The 23,711-nt window shown below is 58.3% G+C and carries 21 protein-coding genes; 4 read left to right on the forward strand and 17 right to left on the reverse strand.

Translation table 11 applies throughout. The annotated features are described in order from the left end of the window. Positions 1-21 precede the first annotated feature (21 nt). Positions 22-1,434, reverse strand: coding sequence for a DUF7256 domain-containing protein (locus ABFT80_RS20175; RefSeq protein ID WP_455189973.1), 1,413 nt, complete (start codon positions 1,432-1,434; stop codon positions 22-24). 153 nt (positions 1,435-1,587) lie between these two features. After that, positions 1,588-2,913, reverse strand: a complete 1,326-nt coding sequence (locus ABFT80_RS20180) for an NAD(P)/FAD-dependent oxidoreductase (protein WP_347973744.1) — start codon at positions 2,911-2,913, stop codon at positions 1,588-1,590. Between the two features lie 228 nt (positions 2,914-3,141). On the opposite strand from ABFT80_RS20180, the gene ABFT80_RS20185 reads away from it, so the two are divergent. After that, positions 3,142-3,618 (forward strand): Lrp/AsnC family transcriptional regulator, encoded by a 477-nt coding sequence (locus tag ABFT80_RS20185; protein WP_347973745.1) that lies wholly within the window; start codon positions 3,142-3,144, stop codon positions 3,616-3,618. A 13-nt stretch (positions 3,619-3,631) separates the two neighbouring features. Here ABFT80_RS20185 and ABFT80_RS20190 read toward each other — a convergent pair whose 3' ends face one another. The 7 genes from ABFT80_RS20190 to ABFT80_RS20220 all read right to left on the reverse strand — a co-directional run bounded on the left by ABFT80_RS20190 (position 3,632) and on the right by ABFT80_RS20220 (position 12,010). Then, the gene (locus tag ABFT80_RS20190; protein ID WP_347973746.1) at positions 3,632-5,296 is read right to left on the reverse strand and encodes an ABC transporter ATP-binding protein; all 1,665 of its coding nucleotides are present in this window, start codon (positions 5,294-5,296) and stop codon (positions 3,632-3,634) included. Further along, positions 5,297-6,160, reverse strand: a complete 864-nt coding sequence (locus ABFT80_RS20195) for an ABC transporter permease (RefSeq protein WP_455189976.1) — start codon at positions 6,158-6,160, stop codon at positions 5,297-5,299. After that, the gene (locus ABFT80_RS20200) at positions 6,157-7,107 is read right to left on the reverse strand and encodes an ABC transporter permease (RefSeq protein WP_347973748.1); all 951 of its coding nucleotides are present in this window, start codon (positions 7,105-7,107) and stop codon (positions 6,157-6,159) included. The genes ABFT80_RS20195 and ABFT80_RS20200 overlap by 4 nt, the downstream gene beginning before the upstream one ends. Before the next feature lie 87 nt (positions 7,108-7,194). Continuing rightward, positions 7,195-8,805, reverse strand: a complete 1,611-nt coding sequence (locus ABFT80_RS20205; protein ID WP_347973749.1) for an ABC transporter substrate-binding protein — start codon at positions 8,803-8,805, stop codon at positions 7,195-7,197. Positions 8,806-8,881: 76 nt separating this feature from the next. Further along, positions 8,882-9,598 (reverse strand): HAD-IA family hydrolase, encoded by a 717-nt coding sequence (locus ABFT80_RS20210; RefSeq protein ID WP_347973750.1) that lies wholly within the window; start codon positions 9,596-9,598, stop codon positions 8,882-8,884. Positions 9,599-9,777: 179 nt separating this feature from the next. After that, a complete protein-coding gene (locus ABFT80_RS20215) occupies positions 9,778-11,154 on the reverse strand; it encodes an aspartate aminotransferase family protein (RefSeq protein ID WP_347973751.1) in 1,377 nt (458 codons plus the stop codon). 13 nt (positions 11,155-11,167) lie between these two features. Then, on the reverse strand, positions 11,168-12,010 hold the full coding sequence (locus tag ABFT80_RS20220; RefSeq protein ID WP_347973752.1) for a GNAT family N-acetyltransferase: 843 nt from the start codon (positions 12,008-12,010) through the stop codon (positions 11,168-11,170). A 319-nt stretch (positions 12,011-12,329) separates the two neighbouring features. Between ABFT80_RS20220 and ABFT80_RS20225 the strand changes: the two genes are divergently transcribed. Then, positions 12,330-12,998: a haloacid dehalogenase type II gene (locus tag ABFT80_RS20225; RefSeq protein WP_347973753.1), complete on the forward strand. Its 669-nt coding sequence runs from the start codon at positions 12,330-12,332 to the stop codon at positions 12,996-12,998. A gap of 15 nt (positions 12,999-13,013) precedes the next feature. Then, positions 13,014-14,291 carry an NAD(P)/FAD-dependent oxidoreductase gene (locus ABFT80_RS20230; RefSeq protein WP_347973754.1) on the forward strand — a complete coding sequence of 426 codons (1,278 nt, stop codon included), beginning with the start codon at positions 13,014-13,016 and terminating at the stop codon, positions 14,289-14,291. A 38-nt stretch (positions 14,292-14,329) separates the two neighbouring features. On the opposite strand, the gene ABFT80_RS20235 is transcribed toward ABFT80_RS20230, so the two are convergent. The 6 genes from ABFT80_RS20235 to argE are packed head-to-tail and all read right to left on the reverse strand — an operon-like array spanning position 14,330 to position 20,791. Then, the gene (locus tag ABFT80_RS20235) at positions 14,330-15,787 is read right to left on the reverse strand and encodes an NAD-dependent succinate-semialdehyde dehydrogenase (RefSeq protein ID WP_347973755.1); all 1,458 of its coding nucleotides are present in this window, start codon (positions 15,785-15,787) and stop codon (positions 14,330-14,332) included. Positions 15,788-15,807: 20 nt separating this feature from the next. Continuing rightward, on the reverse strand, positions 15,808-16,851 hold the full coding sequence (locus ABFT80_RS20240; RefSeq protein ID WP_347973756.1) for a tartrate dehydrogenase: 1,044 nt from the start codon (positions 16,849-16,851) through the stop codon (positions 15,808-15,810). Between the two features lie 12 nt (positions 16,852-16,863). After that, positions 16,864-18,327: an aldehyde dehydrogenase family protein gene (locus ABFT80_RS20245; protein ID WP_347973757.1), complete on the reverse strand. Its 1,464-nt coding sequence runs from the start codon at positions 18,325-18,327 to the stop codon at positions 16,864-16,866. Between the two features lie 18 nt (positions 18,328-18,345). Beyond that, entirely contained in the window at positions 18,346-18,702 is a 357-nt protein-coding gene (locus ABFT80_RS20250) for a cupin domain-containing protein (RefSeq protein ID WP_347973758.1), read from the reverse strand. A gap of 17 nt (positions 18,703-18,719) precedes the next feature. Next, the gene (locus tag ABFT80_RS20255) at positions 18,720-19,640 is read right to left on the reverse strand and encodes a 2-hydroxyacid dehydrogenase (RefSeq protein ID WP_347973759.1); all 921 of its coding nucleotides are present in this window, start codon (positions 19,638-19,640) and stop codon (positions 18,720-18,722) included. Between the two features lie 26 nt (positions 19,641-19,666). Further along, positions 19,667-20,791: an acetylornithine deacetylase gene (gene argE / locus ABFT80_RS20260; RefSeq protein WP_347973860.1), complete on the reverse strand. Its 1,125-nt coding sequence runs from the start codon at positions 20,789-20,791 to the stop codon at positions 19,667-19,669. Positions 20,792-21,035: 244 nt separating this feature from the next. Here argE and ABFT80_RS20265 point away from each other — a divergent pair, with 244 nt between their 5' ends. Further along, complete coding sequence (locus ABFT80_RS20265) at positions 21,036-21,914, forward strand: GNAT family N-acetyltransferase (RefSeq protein ID WP_347973760.1); 879 nt, start codon at positions 21,036-21,038, stop codon at positions 21,912-21,914. A gap of 131 nt (positions 21,915-22,045) precedes the next feature. Here ABFT80_RS20265 and ABFT80_RS20270 read toward each other — a convergent pair whose 3' ends face one another. Beyond that, positions 22,046-22,255, reverse strand: a complete 210-nt coding sequence (locus ABFT80_RS20270) for a cold-shock protein (protein WP_347973761.1) — start codon at positions 22,253-22,255, stop codon at positions 22,046-22,048. Between the two features lie 228 nt (positions 22,256-22,483). Beyond that, a complete protein-coding gene (gene rsgA, locus ABFT80_RS20275) occupies positions 22,484-23,512 on the reverse strand; it encodes a ribosome small subunit-dependent GTPase A (protein WP_347973762.1) in 1,029 nt (342 codons plus the stop codon). Between the last annotated feature and the right edge of the window lie 199 nt (positions 23,513-23,711).

A 23,711-nucleotide genomic window follows, 5' to 3' on the forward strand; every position in this document is an offset into this window, starting at 1 on the left:
GCGCTACCGGACCCGCTTTACCTACTGCGCCCAGTCGATTTGCATGGAAATCAGATCGAGTTGACCATTACCTCCACCAAAATTGAGCATTCCCAGTCTTTCCTCGAATTCGATATAGAACGGGCTAAGGTCGGGCATGGCCTGCATGGGACTGGCGGTTCCGCCAAAATGCAAATCGTCATATGAGACATCGATGTTCAGCGCGTCCCATTCCTCGCTGTATTTAGGCACGTAGCCATCCTTGTTCGAAGACATGTCAAATCGGTCGACAGGCATACGCCCGGTGTTTGGGTCGCCTTCGAATTTTGACGTTTTAAGAAGCAGCAGCTCCCATTTATCCAACGGCTTTCGCCCGGCCAGACGATGCAGAGCATAATTCTCATTGAACTCTTCCCTACCATCCCATCCGAAGAGACGTTCAGCAGAACTGGCTTCCAACCAGTCCGGCAGCCGGCACATTGCGTTCGCGGACGTCTGTACTGGCGTTGGCGGCTCGCATTCGGCCCCTGTGAACTCTTCCTCCGTCAGCCAGATTGCGGCGAATGTGGAGTAGAGAATGTCCTTGCTGCGGAATTCCATCGGGTGCCGATTGCGAAGGTGGTCGAGAAATGGCTGCAAATCCGGCTCAATGGTTTCGGGCAATTCCCGACCGTCGAAAACCATGTTCATCAGATCGGAAACCGCGTCGGAGCTCTTGGTTTCGCTGCTGGAGTCGCTGAACAGTGCAAGCGCCATATATTGTGGTCCCTTGACCCTGTAAGGCTCCGGCACCCGAACTGTGAAATGATGTTCGAGTGGAAAGCCGCACTTGCTCGATAGCGGCCATTGCAGCGAAGAAATGCCGCGAGGCAAGCCACAGCACCAACCGTTGGGTGCGACGCTACCGCGAGGCCGCAGAGCAGGCACAATGCTAACGTCAAATGTTTGGGACGGCTTCGCCAGCGGTATCGGCCCCCTGTCCGGGTAGACAGCCAGGGGATTGTCGATCGACATACGAGTTATACGCCCGTGACCAACCTCGACGAACAGCTCGGCGCCGTTTTTCAATTTCGACGTGCCGAAACGGTAGGGATAATTGGGGGGAGCAGCACTGAGCTTGAGCTGAGGATGCGTCTGCAGGACATCAGCTTCGGGCATCAGCATGTGCAAGCCTTCCACTCCCGCGCCGGAATCGAAATTATATAGAAACTTCGTCTGACCGACATTGCCGTCGCGGTCGAGGCGCGCGACGAACCGGAAATGCTCTTCGAGATATTTTATCCATCCGGCTTCCTCTGGACGAGGCTCACGCCAACGATCTCCCATCGCAGCGGCCAGTTTTTCCTTCGGGTCGCCCGGTCGAATGGCCGCGAGCGCCTTCGTATCGGTCTGTCCAGAGTTTGCAGCCATCACGAACCTTCCCGGCAAGATTGACCCGAAGAATGATGCAATCATAAAAAACCGTCGCCGGGTAAAAATCACTGCGGCCTCTTGTCGTCCTTTGGTCCCTGCGATTTCTATATATGTTTGGCCGAGAAAACGAAAAACACCCAGCTCGCGCGGTTAACGGCGATCAAAGCCGGTCGTAAACCCGTCAAAAGCCTTCCCCTAAAAATCCGCGACTTTGCCCCATGCCGCCGCGTTCAAACGTTCCGGGCGGTATGGCACGGGGTCTACGATCGGTTCATGGCCGGTAATGATATCTGCGATCAGATGTCCGGCACCGGGGCCGATGCCGAAACCATGGCCGCTGAAGCCCGCTGCGAGGATGAAACCCGGTATGCCTCCCGCTTCACCGATCGCGGGCACGCCATCGGGCGTGCTGTCGATATAGCCGGCCCAAATATCAGAGACCGGAATCTGGTCGAGTTCGGGGAAAAGCTCGCAGGCTCTTCGATGTGTCAGGCGAATTTGCTTCATATCGGGCTTGGGGTCGAGGATGCGGTTTTCTTCCATCGGCGTCACCTCATCGAGCGACCACTTCTTCAGCGTTTCATGGCCCTGACACCATCCCTGAAATGCTCCCGGAGCAAGGCTGCGCCAGCGGCGCGCGAACATCGGTACGAATTCACGACTGAATCTCAATTGCTGGGGGGTCGGATCGACCCGCGCGCGACCGCTTATCGCCAGCGTATATCCGCCATTGCCGCGCCTCGTCAGCGATACTTGTGCCGTGTGCAGCGCATCCGGCAGGCCATTCGCGCCCGGCGCGACGGCAAGAATGGATGAGCGCACCGCAGCCTGCGGAAAACGGATACCGAGCTGATTACAGAATGAGGAAGCCCACGCGCCTCCAGCCATGACCACCGTTTTCGTGCGGATAGTGCCTGCTTCCGTGACCACTCCGCTGACTCGTCCGGCACTCAGTTCGATCCCGCGGGCAGCGCAATTCTGGTGCACGGTTCCACCGTTTGTCATGATCGCGCGCGCCACAGCCGGAACGGCCCTGGACGGATCGGCTGTGCCGTCGGATGGCGAAAACACGCCGCCTTTCCACTTGCGACCAGTCCCTCTACCGCGGTCGGAGGCTTCTTCCGTGCTCAACATATGAGTTGTGACGCCAACCGTTTTCGCGAAGTCACGCCACTTTGCCCATCCTGCAAGCTCGTTTTCGTCCTGCGAAAGGTAGAGAAGTCCGCAACGGCGGAATCCGATGTCTTCCCCGGTTTCTTCCGCCACTTTGTCCCAAAGATCGAGGCTTTTCGTCGCCATCGGCAGTTCGCGCGCGTCGCGATTCTGCTGGCGGCACCAGCCCCAATTGCGGCTCGATTGCTCGGCGGCTATGCGGCCCTTTTCGAGTAGGGCGACTTTAACGCCGCGTCTCGCCAGATAGTACGCTGTAAACACACCGACCACGCCGCCGCCAATCACGACGGCATCCGCCTCTGTAGGCAAGACGGGCGTCGTATCGATGTGCATGAGCGGCGCGGACATAGACGAGTCTCCAGAGTTTCGCACATCGTAATGCGCAAGCCGCCAACCCATAAGTCAGAGATTGCCTCTGCACAGAATATCCTACGGTTCGCGAAGCTTCAGACAGGTGATTATTGCGAAGATGGGTGCGCCGCTTCATGCCTCATCCGAAGTTGGAAAGCCGGTTTGCAGCCGCAGGTGAAAAGGGTAATAATCCGGCCTGAAATAGCAGGAATTCACGATTTGCCCATGAAACTCGACAGAATCGACCTCAAGATTCTCTACGAATTGCAAAAGAATGGGCGGATCACGAATGTCGAGCTGGCAGAACTCGTGCATCTTTCGCCAAGCCCCTGTCTCATGCGGGTTAAAAAGCTGCAGGCCGAAGGCTTTATTACGGGCTATTCCGCACAGATCGACGTTTCCAGGCTCGGCCAGACATTGACCGTTTTCACGGAAATTACCCTGAAGAACCACAGGCAAATCGATTTTGCGCGCTTCCTTGCCACGGTCGAAAAGATCGATTCAGTGATCGAATGTCATCTGGTATCGGGCGGCTACGATTACCTTATGAAGTTCGTCACCGCCGGTATCGTCGAATATCAGACGATCATGGAACGTCTGATCGACATGGATGTTGGCATCGACAAATATTTCAGTTTCGTCGTTCTGAAATCACCAATCGTCAAGACGCATCTGCCTCTCGACACGATGTTCGAGAAGTAGACGCCCTGTCCGATTAGCGGCTGGAGAATTCACGCACCAGTTCAGGGTCCTGCTCCAGACTGTCGAGCCAGCCCGTATCGAGCTTCGGCACCGAAGAGAAAAGCAACCGCGAATAAGGATGGCTCGCCTCGCTTCCCATCGCGTCCGGGCTCAATTGCTCGATCTTCTTTCCCGCATACATCACCGCAACCTCGTCGCAGATGGCGCGCACGGTCGAGATGTCGTGACTTATGAAGAGATAGGAAAGCGACAATTCACGCTGCAATTCCTTCAGAAGTTCGATGATTGCCGCTGCGACGACCGTGTCGAGTGCCGACGTGATCTCGTCGCACAGAATGAGCTTGGGGTCGGCAGCAAGCGCACGCGCCAGATTGACGCGTTGCTTCTGTCCACCCGAAAGCTCCCCCGGACGGCGGTAGCGCAGCGTGCGCGGCAAGCGCACCATGTCGAGCAGCGCATCGATGCGCGCTTCCCGCTCTTTACTGCTCATGCTCTGATAGAAGCTCAACGGGCGTGCCAGAATATCGGCAATCGACTTTGCCGGATTGAGGGCCGTATCGGCTGATTGAAAGACGATCTGGCACTCGCGCAGTTCGTCGCGGCTGCGGCTACGAAGATCGCTTGCAAGCTCCTTACCCTCGAAGAGAATTTTCCCGTGCGTGGCAGGCAGAATGCCCGCAATAACCCGGGCCAAAGTCGACTTTCCGCAACCGGACTCGCCCACAATGCCGAGATTCTTGCCGCGATGAAGCTCAAAGCTGACATTATCGACCGCAACAACGCTCGGATTACCCGATGCACCCACGACGCCGTAACCGGCAACGATATCCTTGACGACAAGCAGCGGTTTCTCGACGTCTGCCTCGGAAGACGCAACTGCGCTTGCATGGACTGCGGGCTCGAAGGCGTCTAGAAGTTCGCGCGTATAGGGATGCTGCGGATTTTCCAGCACATTCTTTGTTTGCCCGATTTCCTGCACCTCGCCATTCTTCAAAACGACGATCCGGTCGGCGATCTGCGCCACCACCGCAAGGTCGTGCGAGACGTAGACACCTGCGATGCCGCCCTTCTTCATTACCGACTTGAACGCGCGCAGCACCTCGATCTGCGTCGTGACATCGAGCGCCGTTGTCGGTTCGTCAAAAATGACAAGCTTCGGATCGCCAATCAGCGCCATCGCCGCCGACAGGCGTTGCAACTGTCCGCCTGAAACCTGATGCGGATAACGATCGCCTATGGTTTCGGGAGACGGCAGCGCCAGTGCCTTGAACAGCTCTACGGCCTTTTTGCGCGCCTGATCCATCGGCATCAGCCGGTGGATTTTCGTCACCTCGACGACCTGATCCATGATCGTGTGCGCCGGGTTGAAGGAAGCCGCCGCACTCTGGGGAACGTAAGATACTTCCGTGCCGCGCTTCCTGGCGCGCTTGCGCTCCGGGAGACTGGTCATTTCCTGTCCTGCCAGCGTAACGCTGCCACCGGCGATCCTGCATCCGGGACGCGTATATCCCATCAAGGTCAACGCGATCGTCGTCTTGCCTGAGCCGCTTTCGCCGATCAGTGCCACGATCTCACCTTCGGCAATGTCGAAGGTGACGCCGCGAATGATCTCTACTTTGCGGCCCGAATCCGTCCTCGCATCGACGCGCAGATCGCGAACTTCAACAAGATTGCTCATCTACTCGCTCCGATCGCGGATCTTCTGGGGCAGATTGTCGATCAGCAGGTTTACGCTGATCGTCAGGGTCGCGATCGCTATGCAGGGAAAGACGACCGCCGGTGCGGCGAAAGACAGGCCGCCGATATTCTCCTTCACCAGCGCGCCCCAATCCGCAAAGGGAGGCTGCACGCCAAGTCCGAGGAACGACATGCTGGAAAGCAGCAGAACGATGAACACAAAGCGCAAACCGAAATCGGCAAGCACCGGCCCGATGATGCCTGGCAGTATTTCGGAACGAATGAGATAGCCGATCTTCTCGCCGCGCGCGCGGGCGACCATGACGTAGTCCATCGTGTTGATGTTGACGGCAAGGGCGCGCGCGAAACGATAAGAACCCGGCGTATAGATGACGGCCAGCGTCGCGACGAGGATCGGGATAGAAGAGCCAACGGCCGCCACGATGACAAGCGCCAGGATCTTGCTTGGAATGGACGTCAGCGCATCGAGAAAACGGCTGAGTATGGCGTCGAACCAGCCGCCGATAACGGCAGCCATCATTCCAAGCGTGACGCCGCAGAAGCAGGCCACAAAAACCGCGGCCAGCGAGATGCCCACAGTGTAGCGTGCGCCAAAAAGAATACGTGAAAGCATGTCGCGACCGAGATAGTCGGTGCCGAGCGGATACTGCGCGCTCATGGGACCAAAGAAATCGAAATCGACGATTTCGCCTACCGGATGAGGAGCGATCCAGGGCGCGAAAATCGCCACGACTGCCCAAGCGAGAATGACTAGAAAAGATACCGCACCGACCGCATTGATCCGATATCCGAAACGGGGCGACTGTGCCTTTGGCGAATTTGAAGAAGAAAGGGTCATGATTATCGCAGCCTCGGATTCGATGCGATGGCCACGAGGTCGGCAATCGTGATGAGCAGGAGATAGGCCACACAGAAAATCATGGCGCAGGTCTGGATCAGGGGCAGATCGCGTGTGGCAACCGCGTCGAGCATCAATTTCGCAAGACCGGGATAATTGAAGATGGTTTCCACGATGATCACGCCGCCGAGCAGATAGGAGAGCGAAAGCGCAACGGCATTGACGATGGGGCCGAGCGCATTTGGCAGCGCATGACGCATTACCATACGGCGCCGCGAAGCGCCCTTGAGCAGAGCCATTTCGACATAGGGCGTGTCGAGCGTCTCGACCACCGCTGCCCGCGTCATGCGGATCATCTGCGCGGAAATCACGAAACTCAGCGTGATGACCGGCATGGCGAAAGCTTTCAAAAGTGCTCCGATCGATGTCACCTCATTGGCCATCGAGAGCGCCGGCAACCAGCCGAGATAAACCGCAAAGACGATCACCGCGATGGTCGCCACCATGAATTCGGGGACCGAAATCACCGAGATGGTGATTATCGACACGATGCGATCGTAGAGCGTGCCGCGCATGATGGCAGCAGTAATACCCAGCGCCAGCGCAATCGGAACCGAGATCGCAGCCGTTACGCCTGCGAGTTTCAGCGAATTGACGAGGCGTCCGCCGATCAGATCTGCGATTGGCATATTGTTGGCGTAAGAAACCCCGAAATCGCCCGTAAACAGATTTCCGAGCCAGTAGAGAAAGCGAAGGAACGCAGGTTGGTCGAGATTCATGGCCTCGCGCAAGCCTGCCACGGCTTCTGGTGTAGCAGCCTGCCCCAGCAGAATTTCCGCCACATCTCCGGGCAGCATTTCGGTCGCAAAGAAAATGGTAACCGCAACGATGAGGAGCGTTCCGAGGGCCACCAATACGCGCTTGGCGGCGAGTTTGAGTATGGTGGAGCTCATGAAAACGCCTTGCCCGCTGATGCGTGAAAACGAAACGGCCCGGACACGAAGGATCGCCCCTCGCAGCCGGGCCAGATTAAGCCCGAATTACGCTTCGAGCCAGGCATACTCGGGGAAGGTGTAACCCATCATGCCGCCGAGCGGATTGGCGACAAGGCCCTTCAGCTTGGGCGAGACGGCATCGACATTCGACATGAATACCGGGATAGCCGTGCCTGCCTCGTTCGAGACCATTGCCTGCATCTCGCCATAGATGTCCTTGCGCTTGCCCTCGTCCAGCAGGCCGCGCGCCTCAAGCAACATGCTGTCGAATTTCTCCGACTTGTAGCCGCTCTCGTTCCATGCCGCATCGGATTTGTAGAGCAGCGAGAAAAGAATGTCGGGTGTCGGACGCGCATTGATGTTGCCGAAGTGAACGGCATCCTTGATCCAGTGATTGGACCAGTAGCCATCGGAAGGAACGCGGTTGATCGCGACTTTGAGGCCGATTTCGGAAGCTGCCTGCTGAACCACCATCGCGTAATCGAGCGAGGAGGATGCGGCTTCGGCGGCGGTAATACGGATTTCCTGCCCAAGCACGCCCGCTTTTTCGAAAAGCGACTTGGCGCGCTCAGGGTCGAACTCGCGCTGCTTGAGCTCTGCATTGTGATATTTGTTCGTGTCAGGGACAGGATGATCGTTGGCGATCTCGGCAAGCCCGCGCAACACGGATTTCTGGATGACCTCACGGTTGATGAGGTATTTGAAACCCTCGGCCACGCCCTGCTTGTCGCCAGGCGCCATATCGAGGCGCACATTGAGGTTGGTGTAGGTGCCGAGCTTCGAGATGAAGAGACCGGCAGCCGGATTGTTTTCCAGCACGCGCAGCGAGCGCGGATTGAGATTTGCACCGAGCTGGATATCGCCGGAAAGAACGGCGTTCATGCGCGCGCTTTCATCTGAAATCGCGAAGAACTCGAAGGAGTCCAGATGCGGGCCCTGTTCCTTCCAAAAGTTCTCATTGCGCGCTGCAATCGACCGCACGCCGGGCTGGAATTCCTTGCACACAAACGGACCGGTGCCGTTGCCCTTCGAGAAATCGGTCGTTCCATCCGCAACGATCATGAAGTGATGCAGGGCGAGGATGGTCGGAAGGTCGGCATTCGGCGCTTCGAGCGTGATTTCAACCGTCGTGTCGTCGATCGCCTTGACGTCGGTGATCTGCTTGGCAAGCGCATTGACCTTGGAGCCGACGGCCGGGTCGAGGTGACGCTTGAGCGAGAAGATGACATCCGCCGAAGTCAGGCTCTTGCCATCATGGAACGTCACGCCCTTGCGCAGCTTGACGATCCACACTTCGGCCGTATCGCTTTCGATGCTTTCGGCCAATTCCATCGTCGTTTCGCCATTGCCGTCGATGAAGGTAAGGCGATTGTAGAAGGCGCTGCAACGCACATAGTCGGTCGCGTTGGAAGCCTTCGCCGGATCAAGCGTGTCGGCGGTTGAAGCGGAAAAGCCTGCAGCCTTGATGAAGCCGCCCTTCACCGGTTCGGCTGCGAGTGCTGACGTTGCGCGGCCGAGAATGGTGGAACCAGCAAGCGCTGCGACACCCCCCATCATCATCATCTGCAGCAATTCACGGCGATTTGCGCCGCGACGGATCGCGTTTTCGACCATCGCGTCGTCGGTGCGGGTCCAGTTGGTAATCTTGTCACTCATTGCAGTTCCCCTTTTTTATGATGGTTGAAGGTGCGCTGGTTTATTTTCACCAGTTCGACCCGTTCATTGACAGAATTCAGACGGTGGCTTTCTCTTCTGCGGCGGCGGCCAGGGCTGCCATGGATGTGAAGTGGTAATCCGGCTTGGTGAACGCACCCGGTTCGATGGTTCCGCCATAGCCCTTCTGGTCGTGCCGGCGCTCGATCCAGCAATTGGTCATGCCGAGCTGGCGCGAAATTCCGATGTCGTGATACTGGCTTTGCGCTACGTGCAGGATATCGTTCTTGCTGTTTCCTTCGCTTTCGACAAAGGCGAAGACCTTTTCGAAGAAAACCGGATCGGGCTTTTCAGTGCCGGTATCGTCTGCGGTAAAGCCTTTGTAAAAAGGATCACCCAACTCCCCTGCGAAAGCCTCGAATGCCCAGCGGCGTGCATTGGTCATCGCAATCAGCTTGTAGTGCTTGCCGAGATCGGCCAGCGCCTGAACGCTGTCGGGAAACGCCTTCCAGTTGCGGGCATCGTCGCGCAGCTTTTCGCCATACTTCTTTTCGGCCGGCAGGCCCAATTGAACAGCAATGGCCAGATAAACACGCACGAGATCGTCGGGAAAAAGGTCGGAATGCGGGGAATATCTGGCCTGTCGGTACAGAGAAAGCGCTTCCTCTCCATCGATAGCAACACCGTGTTCTTTGCCTATGTCCGCCAGAGACCGCTTGAGGCCGCCCTCGAAATCAATGAGCGTACCGACAACGTCGAAGGTCAGATATTTGAAATCTTTCAATTCTTTCGACACGCTCAATGCTCCTCTGAAGCCTCATTTTCCTTGTGCGTATGCTGTGCGTTCGTTCTCCACTGTCGTCATGGCAGTGTGACGCCTGCACCTCGCCGATTGCGCTGAATCGATGATGTTTCGCAGCACAAAATTGCGAATCTCGCGAATATCCAACATTCACGCACCGCCATTTCCGCACATTATTCTTTCATCGCGGCGCGCACGTCGGCATCTTCCAGCGTCTGGTCGAGCGTCTTGCGGGTCAGTTCTACGATCTCGTCGATGTCGTCATCCGTGCAGCAGAGCGGCGGCGCATAGCCCAAAACGCCATTGGCGAAGGCACGGATGACCAGCCCATTATCCCATGCCCGGTCGAAAATCCGGCGCGCAGGATCGGCTGCCGCAGGCAGAGGCGTCTTGCGTTCCTTATCCGTGACGAGTTCGACTGCCGCCAGCATGCCGCGGCCCCGGACATCGCCCACAAGAGGATGGTCGGAAAGCGATTGTAGTCCAGCCATCAGCCGCCTTCCGGCCCTGACACCGTTCTCCAGAAGGCCGTTTTCATAGAGGCGCAGGCATTCGAGACCGACCGCCGCACTGACCGGATGTGCCGAATAGGTATAGCCGTGGCCGATTGCGGCCTTGCCCGCACCATCGGCGATCGTGTCGTAGACATGGTCGGACATGAAGACCGCGCCGAGCGGCACATAGCCCGAAGTCAGGCCCTTGGCGGTCGTCATGAAGTCCGGCACGATATCCTCCTCCGAGCAGGCAAAGAGCGGGCCGGTGCGGCCAAAACCGGTGATGACCTCATCGGCGATGAAGAGTATGTCGAGTTCCTTGCAGGCATCGCGCATGGCCTTCATCCAGCCTTGCGGTGGAACCAGAACGCCGCCGGACCCCTGGATCGGCTCGACATAAAATGCTGCGACGCGTTCCGCGCCGAGTTCATCCACCTTGGCACGGAGCGCTGACACCGACGCATCGATGATGGCTTTGGGATCGGAACCGGCCGGATTGCGGTAGGCGTAGTGCGATGGAATCTTGTGCTGCCAGTCATATGGAACTCCAAATCCGGCATGGAATACCGATAGTGCCGTCAGCCCCGCACCTGCCGTGGAGGAACCGTGATAACCCTGCTCGACCGAAATGAACTGGTCTTTCTGCGGCGTACCCTTGGCATGGTAGAAGTAGCGGATGAAGCGGATCGTGCTGTCGATCGCATCCGAACCGCCCAGCGTGAAATAGATGTGGTTGAGATCGCCCGGCGCGCGTTCGGCAAGTTCCGCCGCAAGCCGGATCGCCGGTTCTGAACCGAGCCCGAAATAGCCGGTTGCATAAGGAAGCTCGCGCAATTGCTTGGTCGCGGCCTCGACGATGCTGTCCTGACCATAACCCGCATTGACGCACCAAAGGCCTGCGAAACCGTCCAGCATCGTATGCCCGGTGGAATCGGTCACTCTGGCGCCTTTAGCGGACTTGAGCACGCGGACGCCCGCCTTCTCATGTCCGCGATAGGACGCTACCGGGTGAACCAGATGTGCGCGATCAAGCTCGACCAGCGAATTACTCAGCATGTCATTCTCCAAATCAACCCAGCGCCTGATTGACGAGCGCGTATGTGCGCCACGGCGCTGTTTTTGTAATTTCTTGCGATGAGGGCGCGCGTCGCATGGCGATCCCGCCACCGACATGAACAAGCCCGCGCTCGACCAGCCAGCCGCCGAGAGCGCTTGAAATCTCCGTATCGACCCGGACAAACTTGCCCTGATTGTGGGCCAGCATGAAATCGATCAGCGCTTTTGCTTCATCGGCATTCCTCGCGACCACAGGTCCAACGACCAGACCGCGACCAAATTCGCGAATGGCTGCGAATGCCTCGACTTCGCCCTTCTCCCGGATGACGGCGAATTTCGCGAATGCGCTCAATTTCTGCATCAGCACGGAACGATCCATGCCAATGGCTGCGCGATCCATCGCGGCAAGGCGGTCGAAGTCGCCTGCTTCAGCCCAGGACACATTGCCGGGAAGATCGACTTTGACAGCTTCGCCCTGATGCTGGGCGATCTCGCCGGTCGCCACGAAACCCAGCTTTTCATAGAGGGGCAGCCCCTCCTGCGTCGCCACGAGCAGGCAGATGCGCGCTCCCGCCTCCAAGATCGCGCGCTCCATGATTTTCCGGCCAAGCCCGCGACCGCGCATTGCGGCGTCGACGATGACCATGTTGATGGTTGCGAAATCCGCGCCGTAAGGTGTCATCATAATGGTCGCCACCACACGACCCTCATCCAGAGCGACGATACCTTGGCTCACCGAAAGCACCATTTCCCAATCCTCGCGGCGATGCGGCCAGCCCGCCTGCCGGGAAAGGGAAACCGCCGCTTCCAGATGGTCCGGCGTCATCGCTTCGAACGCGATCTGTCGTTCAGCCATGGGTGTTTCCAGATGCCGTGTTTTCATTGCAGGGAGAGTAAATCGCTGTCGGCAGAACTTCCTCCCGACCGCAGCCGTTGCGCGATAAGTTTTAACTGTCCTTGATAACGGCTTCCGCATCTTATGCCGTCGCGGCCGCCACTTAACCTGTGACGGCCATGATAAGGCAGTGTCCCGGCGCAACTCTCTGCCAAAGGCCCGCTGCGATACGAAACATTCTGCTTCGTGCCGCCCCGAATGCAGTGATTAGTCCATTTGGCAATCATTATGATTTGTAAGGAGAGGCATGCATTGCCGACACGAAGGAAGGATTGACCCCATGACCCAGTTTCGACCGAAATACATCACCTTCGATTGCTACGGCACGCTGACGAACTTCCAGATGGCCGAAGCTGCGCGTGAGCTTTATGAGAGCCAACTGGATGAAGAGCGCATGCAGCTATTCATCAAGAATTTCTCCGCCTATCGTCTCGACGAGATACTTGGCGACTGGAAGCCTTATAATGAAGTTATTCACAATGCGGTGGAGCGCACCTGCAAGAAGAACGGCGTGACCTTCCGCGCGGAAGATGCCCGCAAGGTGTATGATGCGGTTCCCACCTGGGGTCCACATGCGGATGTCCCCGCCGGTCTCGCCAAGGTCGCCAAGGAAATCCCGCTCGTCATTCTATCCAATGCGATGGACGAGCAGATCATGTCTAATGTCGAGAAGCTCGGCGCGCCATTCCATGCAGTCTACACCGCCCAGCAGGCGCAGGCCTACAAGCCCCGCTTCAAGGCATTCGAATATATGCTCGACCGGCTCAATACCAATCCGGAAGACATTTTGCACGTCTCATCTTCCTTCCGCTACGATCTGATGTCCGCGCACGATCTCGGCATCAAGAACAAGGTATGGGTCAACCGGGGCCATGAGCCGGCAAACCCTTATTACGGCTACACCGAGATCAAGGACATCTCCGGCCTGGCCGGTGTGGTCGGCCTGTAATCGGAAAGATTCGAGATGCAGTTCACGCCCTATTGGCACGATACCACGCCGCTCTTTACGCAGGCGGCGACAGACGGCCCCGATGGTCACTATGATGTCGCCATCATCGGCGGCGGCTTTACGGGTCTGTCGGCCGCACTGCATCTCGTCAAGGCGGGCGTTCGCGTGGCCGTTCTGGAAAGCGGCCTCGTCGGTTCGGGCGCATCGGGCCGCAATGGCGGGCATTTGAACAATGGCATCGCCCACAGCTTCATTGCCGCAAAACAACAATTGGGGGCCGAGCGCGCCAAGGCTCTCTATCGCGCCTTCGACGAATCCATCGATTCCATCGAGCGTATCGTGCGCGAGGAAAACATCGATTGCGCGTTTCGAAGGGCAGGCAAACTGAAGCTCGCGTCGAAGCCCGGGCATTTCGATTCCCTTGCCCGGAATTTCGAGGCCGTGCATGCGGAAGTCGATGCCGACACCGCCCTCCTGCGCCGTGATGAGCTCGGCTCGGAAGTCGGATCGGACGCCTTCCACGGCGCGATGCTGTCGCGCAAAAGCGCCATGATGCATATGGGCCGCTACGTCACGGGTCTGGCCGCTGCAGCCGCGCGCCATGGCGCATCCATATTCGAGAACACAATTGTTACCGAACGCCGCAAACTCGACGGCAAGATGCAACTCGTCACCCCGCGCGGTACGATCGTTGCAGATTCCGTCATTCTGGCGACCGGCGCCTATACGACGGACATCTTCCCCTATTTCCGCAAGCGCATCATCCCCGTCGGCAGCTTCATCATCGCCACAAGGCCACTGAGCGGCAGCGAAATCGCAGCGACCATGCCGGGCAATCGCACCTATGTAACGTCGATGAATATCGGCAATTACTTTCGCCTCGCGCCCGACAAGCGCATGATTTTCGGCGGACGCGCCCGCTTTTCCGCTACGTCCGACCAACGATCGGACCACAAAAGCGGTGCCATTCTTCGTGCTGCTCTCGTCAGAATGTTCCCGCACCTTGCCAACGTCGAGATCGACTATTGCTGGGGCGGGCTGGTGGACATGACGCAGGACCGCTTCCCGCGCGCGGGCTTCGCGGATGGCGTCTGGTTTGCCATGGGCTACTCCGGTCATGGCGCCCAGATGTCAACGCAGATGGGCATCCTGCTTGCCGACGCGATTTTGGGGCGCGGCGACCGCAACCCTATCGCCGGACTGGAATGGCCGACAATCCCCGGCTACTCCGGCAAACCCTGGTTCCTGCCGATGGTCGGCCTCTACTACAAAATGCTCGACAAGATTCAGTGATCGATAAATGAAAAGGGGCGGTCATACCGCCCCTTTTCTTATTTCAAGCCGCCGACATGCAGCGTCTTAACTTCCAGATATTCATCGATGCCAAGCTGAGATCCTTCCCGTCCAAGCCCTGATTGCTTCACCCCGCCAAAGGGCGCGACTTCCGTGGAGATCGCGCCGGTGTTCAGGCCGACCATGCCGAACTCCAGCGCTTCGGCAACACGCCAGGACCGGTTCAGATTTTCCGTATAGAAATACGCGGCGAGACCGAATGGCGTACCATTGGCGATTTCGATCGCTTCTTCTTCCGTGTCGAAGCGGAAAAGCGGCGCGACAGGCCCGAAAGTCTCTTCCGAAGCCAGAAGCATATCCGTCGTCGCACCACCAAGCACCATCGGGCGGGCATATTGGCGGCCTTGCGCCGTCGCCGCGCTCTGCGAGAGAACGGTTGCACCTTTTTCCAGCGCATCCTTCACATGCCGTTCGATCTTTTCGACCGCCGCATTGTTGATCATCGGCCCGATGGCGACGCCTTCATCCGTACCCGCACCCACCTTCATGGTCTCGACGCGACGTGAAAGCTTAGCCGCGAAAGCATCATAAACACTGGATTGCACAAGAATGCGGTTTGAGCAGACACAGGTCTGGCCGCCATTGCGGAACTTCGAGACAATCGCACCCTCGACCGCCTGATCGATATCGGCATCTTCGAAGACGATAAACGGCGCATTGCCACCGAGTTCGAGACTGAGCCTCTTGATGCTGTCGGCGGCTCCCTTCATCAGAAGTGCGCCGACGCGGGTGGACCCTGTGAAGGAAATCTTGCGAACCGTCTCGTTCGCCATCAGCTCAGTACCGATCTCTCCCGGCATGCCGGTGACGATGTTGATGACACCCGCTGGAATGCCCGCGCGTTCGGCCAGAACGCCGAGCGCCAGTGCCGAAAACGGCGTGAATTCCGAAGGCTTGATTACCACTGTGCAGCCTGCGGCAAGTGCTGGCGCGACCTTGCGGGTGATCATCGCATTCGGGAAATTCCAGGGGGTGATGATGGCACAGGCCCCCACCGCTTCCTTCAGTACGAGAATGCGCCGGTCGGACGTCGGCGACGGAATCGTCGAGCCGCCGATCCGGCGCGCCTCTTGCGCAAACCATTTTACGAACGACGCGCCATAGCGGATTTCGCCGAGGGCTTCGGCCAGCGGCTTGCCCTGTTCCAGCGTCAGCAGTAGTGCCAGATCCTGCTCATGCGCGCAGGTCAGCTCGTACCATTTCTCAAGAAGCTCCGCGCGCTCGGCATGCGTCTTCTTCTTCCAGCTTTTGAACGCTTTCGCCGCCGCATCGATCGCAGATCTGGTTTCATCGGCGCCTATGTCGGGAATGGTGCCAAGAACGCTCTGGCTGGCCGGATCGATGACATCCACCGTCGCCTTCGAGTGCGCGTCCTGCCATTTTCCGCCGATAAGCGCCTGCTGGCGGAAAAGAGCTTTGTCTTTCAATGCATGCATCTTCGTATTTCTCCAGCCGTTCAAGCCAATGCCGCGAGCACTGCCTGCGTGATCGCGTCCGTGGTGTCCTTGCCGCCAACGATGCCGATCCCGCCCGCCGTCGCCGCCTCGATCGCCGACATCACATCCTTCGCGGCCTGCGCCTCGCCAAGATGTTCGAGCATCATCGCACCCGACCAGATCGCAGCGATCGGGTTGGCGATGCCCAGATGCGCGATGTCGGGTGCGGAGCCATGCACCGGTTCGAACATCGAAGGCGCACTGCGATCGGGATTGATGTTTGCGGACGCGGCAAAGCCAAGCCCGCCTTGGATCGCCGCGCCGAGATCGGTCAGGATATCGCCGAACAGATTGGATGCGACCACCACATCGAGACTTTCGGGAGCCATGACCATGCGCGCGGCCATTGCATCGATGTGATAGTGCGAGACCTCGACATCGGGGTAGCCCTTCGCGACCTCGCGCGTCACCTCATCCCAGAAGACCATCGAATATTTCTGCGCGTTCGATTTGGTCACGGAGGCAAGCTTTTTGCGGCGCGCCCTTGCCTGCTCGAAGCCGAAGCGGATGATACGCTCGACGCCTGTACGCGTGAAAATCGCCGTCTCGACAGCGACCTCGTCAGCCGTGCCTACATGAATGCGCCCGCCCGCCCCGGAATATTCGCCTTCGGTATTTTCGCGGATGCACAGAATGTCGAAGCCCTTTGAACGCAACGGTCCTTCCACGCCCGGCAGCAACCTGTGCGGCCGGATATTGGCGTATTGCACGAATGCCTTTCGAATGGGCAGAAGCAGACCGTGGAGAGAAACCGAATCCGGCACCTCCGCTGGCCAGCCGACAGCACCCAGATAAATCGCATCGAATTTCCGCAGCGTTTCGATGCCATCCTGCGGCATCATCGCGCCGGTTTCCCGATAATAGGCGCAGGACCAAGGCAGGCTCGTGCCGTCGAGGCCGAAGCCGCCACGTTTTGCGGCAGCCTGAAGCACCTGCCAGGCCGCCTCCGTCACACTCTTGCCAATGCCGTCGCCTGGAATGAGCGCTATGGAATATGTCTTCATGGCCTGTCTTTCCTAAAGGTCGATCAAAACGCTTTTGGATTTGCGGTTGGCAAGATAGGCTTCCCTGCCGAGATCCTTGCCGATGCCCGAATTCTTGTAGCCACCAGTCGGCAGAATGTGGTCCCGTGAGCGGCCGAAGCGATTTACCCAGACCGTTCCCGCCTGCAACGCTTTCGTTACCCGAAGAGCACGGGAGAGATCGCGTGTGAAAAGCCCTGCCGCCAGTCCATAGATCGGGTGATCGGCAAGCGCGAGCGCTTCTGCCTCGTCGCGGAAAGTCTGCACAGTCAGCACGGGTCCGAAGATTTCTTCAGTCACTGCAGGCGAACTGCCGGTAACGCCGCGCAGCAATGTCGGCTCGTAGAAATAACCCTCGCGCTCCATCGGCCTGCCGCCGACGACGCATTCCGCACCCTGATCGATCGCCGTTTTGACGATGCTGTCCATGCGGCCAAGCTGGCGTCCAGAAATGATGGGAGAGTATTGCGTCTCAGCATCCCAGGTTAGGCCCGGTTTTATATCAGTCATCTGGCGCGCGATTTTTTCCGACAGCGTATCGGCCACTTCTTCCGCCACAATGAGGCGCGAACCGGCAACACATGCCTGCCCGGCATTGGCCAGAATGCCGCGCGTGATGGCCGTTGCCGCAAGCTCCAGATCGGCATCTGCGAACACGACTTGCGGGCTCTTGCCTCCAAGTTCCAGCGTCATCGGCTTGATGCCGTTGCGGGCGATGTTTTGCATGATCGCAGCACCTGCCGCCGTCGAGCCTGTAAAGCTGACCTTCGAGATGCCGGGATGACCGGTAATGGCATTGCCGGTGGTCGGCCCGTCGCCAAGCACGATATTGATCAGACCGGCGGGAATGCCCGCCTGCACGGCGAGTTCGGCCATATAGAGTGTCGAGAACGGGGTCATTTCCGAGGGCTTGAGCACCACGGCATTGCCTGCGGCAAGTGCCGGTCCGAGCTTCCACCCCGCCATGGAGATCGGGAAATTCCAGGGCGTGATCGCGCCGACCACGCCATAGGGCTCGGTCAGCGTCATGCCGAAGGAATTGGTGCTGGTCGGAACGACGTCGCTTCCTTCCTTGTCGGCAAATTCGGCGAAAAACCGTATTTGCTCGGCTGTCACCGCGATGTCGCCGTCGATCAACTGCGCAATCGGACGCGTTGAAGAAACGGCCTCCAGCCTTGCCAGCGTCAAGGCTTCCTGCTCGATCAAATCGGCCCAGCGATGCAGCGCATTGAGACGTTCGCGGGGCCGCGCATCTGCCCAGCCGCTCGATTTCAGAGCCGACCGGGCCGCTTGCACAGCCCGATCGACCAAAGCTTCATCCGCAACGGGACATTCGCCATAGACCTTGCCGTCGGACGGCCTGCGCATTTCCAGCGCGCCTACCGCCTCCACACGCTCACCGCCGATTAAATGATAAAACGGAAATTCAACCGTCTCGGGATCGAAGCTCAAGGTCATGGCGCGGCTCACATTCGATCAGTCGTAAACACAAACGTAGATCTTGCGCACCGTCTCGATGGTACGCCACACGCCGACAAAACCCGGCTTCATCACGAAGCTGTCGCCTGCGCGATAAGTTTTCGTTTCACCGTCCTTTTCCTCGATTTCGACCAAACCCGACAGGATATGGCAGAATTCGTAGGTCGTTCCCTTGATCGAGTGCGTCTCGCCGGGCGTTGCTTCCCAAACACCGGTCAAAACCTTTTCCCCGCGGGAAGCGTCCTGCGCCCAGGTCTTGAAAGAAGGAGTGCCGGAGATCAGACGCTCAGGCGTCGGCAGAGCCTCTTTCGGCGCGAAGTCCGCATTGGGATCGATGGTGATTAGCAGCGACATGGCAAATTCCTTGTGGGTTAGTAACCGAGGGTCCGATCGACGAGGCCGATCAGGGGATCACCGGCGCGGTGGCGACGGATATTTTCTATGACGGAACGGGCAGCCGTTTCCGGCTGCGTCACCGAGGCGATGTGCGGCGTGATCGTCACCTTCGGATGCGTCCAGAGCGGACGACCTTTCGGCAATGGCTCAGGATCGGTGACATCAAGCATCGCGGCAGAAAGCTGTCCGCTGTCCAGCGCGTCGATCAGGGCCTGCTGGCCGAGCTGCGGTCCGCGCCCGGCATGCACCAGCCCGGCCCCGGCAGGCAGCATGGAAAAGAGGCGCGCATCGAGAATGCCGCGCGTTTCTGCAGTCAACGGCAGCAGGCAGACGAGAATGTCCGTGCGCGCCAGAAAATCTGCAAGCTGCTCTTCGCCGTGGAAGCAAGTGACGCCGTCGATCTCTTTTTTGCTGCGGCTCCATCCGGCGAGCGGAAACTGGAATGGCTTGAGGCGTTCCAGACAAGCCTGCGCCAGCATGCCAAGCCCCAGAAAGCCAACCCGGCGTTCGGTCGCCTGCACGGCAGGGCGCGCCTGCCATTCTTCTCTGGCTTGCTGCTGGCGATAGGCGGGAATGTCGCGGTGAAGGGAAAGAACGCCGAGCGCAACATATTCCTGCATCATGCGTATGATGCCGTCTTCCACCATGCGCACCAGCTTCACATTATCCGGTATGCTGCCTGGCGCGAACTGATCTACCCCCGCACCGATGGAGAACAGAACTTCCAGATTTCTGTAACGGGAAATGTCGCCCTGCGCTGCCCAGGTCAGGAGATAGCGAATTTTTTCCGGATCCGCGTTTTCGCTGCCATGCACGAATTCCACATCCGGCAATTCGCGTTCGAACGCAGCGCGAAACACTGCCGCACGCTCGGCGTCGGAATCGAAAACAAACATTTTTGGCTCCGCCTTTTGTTCGATTGTCATGCCGTCAGCCGCACCCCGAGATTCTCGATCATTTTCTGGCACGCAGCGAGTTCGCCAGTTTCGATAAATTCGTTCGCGCGGTGAGCACGGGCGATGTCGCCCGGCCCGCAGATGATGGCGTCGATTCCGGCCTGCTGATAAAGCCCCGCCTCCGTGCCGTAGCTCACGGCAGCGAGCGGCTCCTGCCCCGTCAGCTCGGCCATACGAATGGCCAGCTGGTTCTTTTCGGAAAGCGAAAGAGCCGGATAGGCGCTCAGCTCACGCCATGACACCTCGTAGCCCTTACTGCGCAATGCGAAAAGTTGCGCCTTCACTGGCTCCAGCAAGGATGAAGGGCACATTCCGGAAATCGCGCGGACTTCGATATCCGCCGTGCAGCGGTCGGGAATGATGTTGACAGCCTGGCCGCCCGCAACGACGCCGAACTGCAAGGACGAATAGGGCGGCACGAAATATTCATCGAACGGTCCAGCCACAAGCTCGTCCGCATAGTCCAAAGCCTGCGCAATCACACCAGCCATCGCATGAACGGCATTCAGTCCGAGATCGGGACGCGACGAATGCCCGGAGCGCCCGATCACCTCAAGACGCGCCGCGGCCTTTCCCTTATGCGCGCGAACCGCCTGCATCCGGCTTGGCTCGCCGATGATCGCGCCTGCAGGCTTCTCGCAAAGTTCGGGCAGAGCGGCCAGCAGATGCGGCACGCCCCGGCAGCCGATTTCCTCGTCGTAGGAAAACGCCAGATGAACCGGCTGCTGCAAACGCATCGAAGCAAGACACGGCAAGCTCGCAAGCGCGCAAGCCAGAAATCCCTTCATGTCGGAAGTGCCACGGCCGTAAAGCCTGTCGCCATCGCGGCGAAGCTCAAACGGATCGGACGTCCATTCGGGCTCCGCTGCCGGCACGACATCCATATGGCCAGAAAGCACATATCCTGATTGGTCGCACGGACCGATCGTCGCGAAGAGATTGGCGCGATCACCTTCCGGCCCCGGAAGGACCGAGACACTTGCTCCCAACGCTTCGCAATAGCTGCGAATCCAATCGACGATTTCGCCATTGGGTGCGCCCGCAACAGAGCGAAACGCTATCAGCTTCGCGAGAATTTCTTCGACATTCATGAGCCACCGCATTGCTTCTGCGACGGAAGTCTATCGGCTGCCGGTAGCTTTCCCTGCCGAATAGCGCTGTGCTTTAGGTGAAGATTTCAAATAGCGGCCGTGGGGAAGTGGAAACTGCTGCCGCCTTCATGCGAAACTTCGGCAAAGATATCCGCCGGCGCGCATTGCATTCGGCCGTTGGATTGAAAAGACTGCGAGAAAGATCAAAGGGAACGCATCCGATGAAGGGAGCGGGGGACCTGCAATGCAGAAATCTGTACGCCTGAAATCGTTCGAACTTGTCTCGCCCGATATTGCCGATACCGATGTCGATCTGCTTCATGCCCTGTCGCTCGGCGTTGGCTGGCCGCACAGGCCGAAGGATTGGGATGTGCTGCGCCGCGCCGGTCACGGTCTGGTCGCCGTCGATGGCATAGGCCGCGTATTCGGAACGGCAATGTGGTTTCCGCAGGGCGACGATTTCGCGACCATCGGCATGGTGATCACCTCACCCCGCACACAGGCGCAGGGCAATGGAAAGTGGCTCATGGACCAGATTCTGGAGCGTAGCGGCAAGCGACATCTGAGCCTGAACGCAACCCATGCCGCCTATAATCTTTATGTGTCGCTGGGCTTCGTAAAGGAGGCTACGGTCTACCAGCATCAGGGTGAGGTGATCTATCACCCGCCGTCTCTGCCTGCTTTCCATGGCGAATTGCGGCGGCTCTCGGCTGAGGATTTTCCGGAGATTGCCGCGCTCGATGCCAGTGCCTTCGGAACGAGCCGCACGGAGTTGCTCGAAATTCTCGCGCGGGATGCGACCATTTACGGCCTTCTGCGCAACGGTGAAATCACCGGTTACGCGCTCTGCCGCGAATTCGGACGCGGCCATGTTGTCGGCCCCATTGTCGCGTCGAACGACGAGGATGCAATTCGCCTCACGGCAGCACATCTTGAAAGTCTGTCGGGGCAGTTCGCCCGCGTCGATACGCGCGAAAAGGACGGTGCCTTTGCCGATTTCCTTGAACGAAACAGGTTCGGTATTTTCGGCACGGTCACCACGATGACCAAGGGTCGCCGCTTTCCCGTCCGCAAACCCGGTAAAGCCTGGATTTACGGTCTCGCTGGCCACGCTCTAGGCTGACAGGACACTATTTTCCTGAGCGTACCAGAGGGTGCCGGGCAAAAAAAAGGCCAGGCAAATTGCCTGACCTCTGTTGGTCTCATACTCTCGAAGTGCCAGTACATCCGTGGTCACACGAGAGCAGTTACCGATTAGACAGCCTGGAGATTACAGGCGGACATTTTGCCCGACTTGCTGTCGCGTTCCAGGTCGTAGCCGATCTTCTGGCCTTCGACGATTTCGCGCATACCAGCGCGCTCGACGGCAGAGATGTGAACGAAAGCGTCGTCGCCGCCGTTGTCAGGCTGAATGAAGCCGAAGCCTTTAGTGGAATTGAACCATTTAACTGTGCCAGTGGCCATGATGAACCCTTTCATAGCAATATTGAGTAACCGCCGCCAATAAGCGACGGATGATGATAGCGATGTTTTGAAGGGAGGGTTTGTTCAGGCGCACTGCTAATGCGCGGTAACCAAAGCTCAGCAAGAAAATATCGATCTACCCACGATAGAGGCAGCAGGCTTGATTGTCAACTTCTAGGTTTTGCCTCATCGAAACCGAGCAAAAGGACAGGAAAGGATTCTCTCCGTTCAACGCCTTTTCCCGCGGACGCTGCTGGTTTTGTTGCCGCGAGGCCCGGTTTGAACCGGCGTGTTGCTGCGGTTTTCGTCGGACAGTTTGCGCCAACGCGAAAAACGCTCGGAATCCAGCGTACCTGCGGTTAAAGCTGCCTTCACCGCGCAGCCAGGTTCGCGGGTATGTGTGCAATCGCGAAACCTGCAAAGCGGGGTAAGCTCGGTAATTTCGGCGAACAATGTGTCGATACCGTAAGCCGCATCGCTAACCTGCAGCGTCCGCATTCCCGGCGTATCAATCACCCAGCCACCACCTGCAATGGCGTGCAGCGAACGCGCTGTGGTGGTGTGGCGTCCTTTGGCATCGTGTTCACGAATGTCGCCGGTTTGTTGAGGCAATTGTTGCGCTGAACCTGCCAGCGTATTCACCAATGTCGATTTTCCGACGCCGGAGGAACCGATCACTGCAACCGTCTGCCCGGCACGGCACCATTCGGTCAAGGCAACTGCCGCATCGGCGTTGCGAGGGTTCACCACAACGACCCCCAGCCCACGCTGCAACGCAGCAGCTTGCTTTTCATATTCCTGAGCGTCCGCCACGGTATCGGCCTTGGTCAGCAGGATCACCGGAGTCGTTCCGGCTTCATTCGCCAGCGCCAGATAGCGCTCAAGCCGGGCAGGATTGAAATCGGCATTGCATGAGGTGACAATAAACAACGTGTCGACATTGGCTGCGGCAAGCTGCGGGAGCCTGCCGCCTTGGGTAAGGCGCTCCAAAACCGTTTTGCGGGTCAGACGGCGGTGCAGCAATTGGCCCTGAGGCTCGACAAGAACCCAGTCACCAACAGCGTAGTCGCCGGTGTTGGCGTGCACCGGCAGTGTCAGATCGATTTGCCCTTCCTGTGTTATGCCCGTCAGCCGGTCACGGTGGACCGTTGCGATACGCGCCGGGACAAGATCAGCCTCATCGGAAACAAGCTGATCGCTGAAAAAATCTGTCCATCCCAACGTTGCAAGGGACCAAGGGTACGGCGTCGCATGCATTGGATAGCATCCCAGATAAAATCAGGCGCGAACGCCTCTCACCGTTGTATGGGCTGCATGATGCGATTTAACAAGCTGAGGCATCGAATAGCGGGCTATTGTCAGCTTCTGCATTGGAAACCGCTGTGAACAAGCGCCCTGAGACCCTATATCCTGAATAACAGTTCACATCGGAAGCGGCTTGATCGGCATGTCGGAA

It is taken from the genome of Foliimonas ilicis (assembly GCF_039939195.1).
In the GTDB taxonomy this organism is placed as follows: domain Bacteria; phylum Pseudomonadota; class Alphaproteobacteria; order Rhizobiales; family Rhizobiaceae; genus Foliimonas; species Foliimonas ilicis.

What these genes read in the sequence shown, in the direction of transcription:
- ABFT80_RS20175 (WP_455189973.1), bottom strand. Translation starts at nt 1,434, where the DNA reads ATGATTGCATCATTCTTCGGGTCAATCTTGCCGGGAAGGTTCGTGATG.
- ABFT80_RS20180 (WP_347973744.1), bottom strand. Translation starts at nt 2,913, where the DNA reads ATGTCCGCGCCGCTCATGCACATCGATACGACGCCCGTCTTGCCTACA.
- ABFT80_RS20185 (WP_347973745.1), top strand. Translation starts at nt 3,142, where the DNA reads ATGAAACTCGACAGAATCGACCTCAAGATTCTCTACGAATTGCAAAAG.
- ABFT80_RS20190 (WP_347973746.1), bottom strand. Translation starts at nt 5,296, where the DNA reads ATGAGCAATCTTGTTGAAGTTCGCGATCTGCGCGTCGATGCGAGGACG.
- ABFT80_RS20200 (WP_347973748.1), bottom strand. Translation starts at nt 7,107, where the DNA reads ATGAGCTCCACCATACTCAAACTCGCCGCCAAGCGCGTATTGGTGGCC.
- ABFT80_RS20205 (WP_347973749.1), bottom strand. Translation starts at nt 8,805, where the DNA reads ATGAGTGACAAGATTACCAACTGGACCCGCACCGACGACGCGATGGTC.
- ABFT80_RS20215 (WP_347973751.1), bottom strand. Translation starts at nt 11,154, where the DNA reads ATGCTGAGTAATTCGCTGGTCGAGCTTGATCGCGCACATCTGGTTCAC.
- ABFT80_RS20220 (WP_347973752.1), bottom strand. Translation starts at nt 12,010, where the DNA reads ATGGCTGAACGACAGATCGCGTTCGAAGCGATGACGCCGGACCATCTG.
- ABFT80_RS20225 (WP_347973753.1), top strand. Translation starts at nt 12,330, where the DNA reads ATGACCCAGTTTCGACCGAAATACATCACCTTCGATTGCTACGGCACG.
- ABFT80_RS20230 (WP_347973754.1), top strand. Translation starts at nt 13,014, where the DNA reads ATGCAGTTCACGCCCTATTGGCACGATACCACGCCGCTCTTTACGCAG.
- ABFT80_RS20235 (WP_347973755.1), bottom strand. Translation starts at nt 15,787, where the DNA reads ATGCATGCATTGAAAGACAAAGCTCTTTTCCGCCAGCAGGCGCTTATC.
- ABFT80_RS20240 (WP_347973756.1), bottom strand. Translation starts at nt 16,851, where the DNA reads ATGAAGACATATTCCATAGCGCTCATTCCAGGCGACGGCATTGGCAAG.
- ABFT80_RS20245 (WP_347973757.1), bottom strand. Translation starts at nt 18,327, where the DNA reads ATGACCTTGAGCTTCGATCCCGAGACGGTTGAATTTCCGTTTTATCAT.
- ABFT80_RS20250 (WP_347973758.1), bottom strand. Translation starts at nt 18,702, where the DNA reads ATGTCGCTGCTAATCACCATCGATCCCAATGCGGACTTCGCGCCGAAA.
- ABFT80_RS20255 (WP_347973759.1), bottom strand. Translation starts at nt 19,640, where the DNA reads ATGTTTGTTTTCGATTCCGACGCCGAGCGTGCGGCAGTGTTTCGCGCT.
- argE (WP_347973860.1), bottom strand. Translation starts at nt 20,791, where the DNA reads ATGAATGTCGAAGAAATTCTCGCGAAGCTGATAGCGTTTCGCTCTGTT.
- ABFT80_RS20265 (WP_347973760.1), top strand. Translation starts at nt 21,036, where the DNA reads ATGCAGAAATCTGTACGCCTGAAATCGTTCGAACTTGTCTCGCCCGAT.
- ABFT80_RS20270 (WP_347973761.1), bottom strand. Translation starts at nt 22,255, where the DNA reads ATGGCCACTGGCACAGTTAAATGGTTCAATTCCACTAAAGGCTTCGGC.
- rsgA (WP_347973762.1), bottom strand. Translation starts at nt 23,512, where the DNA reads ATGCATGCGACGCCGTACCCTTGGTCCCTTGCAACGTTGGGATGGACA.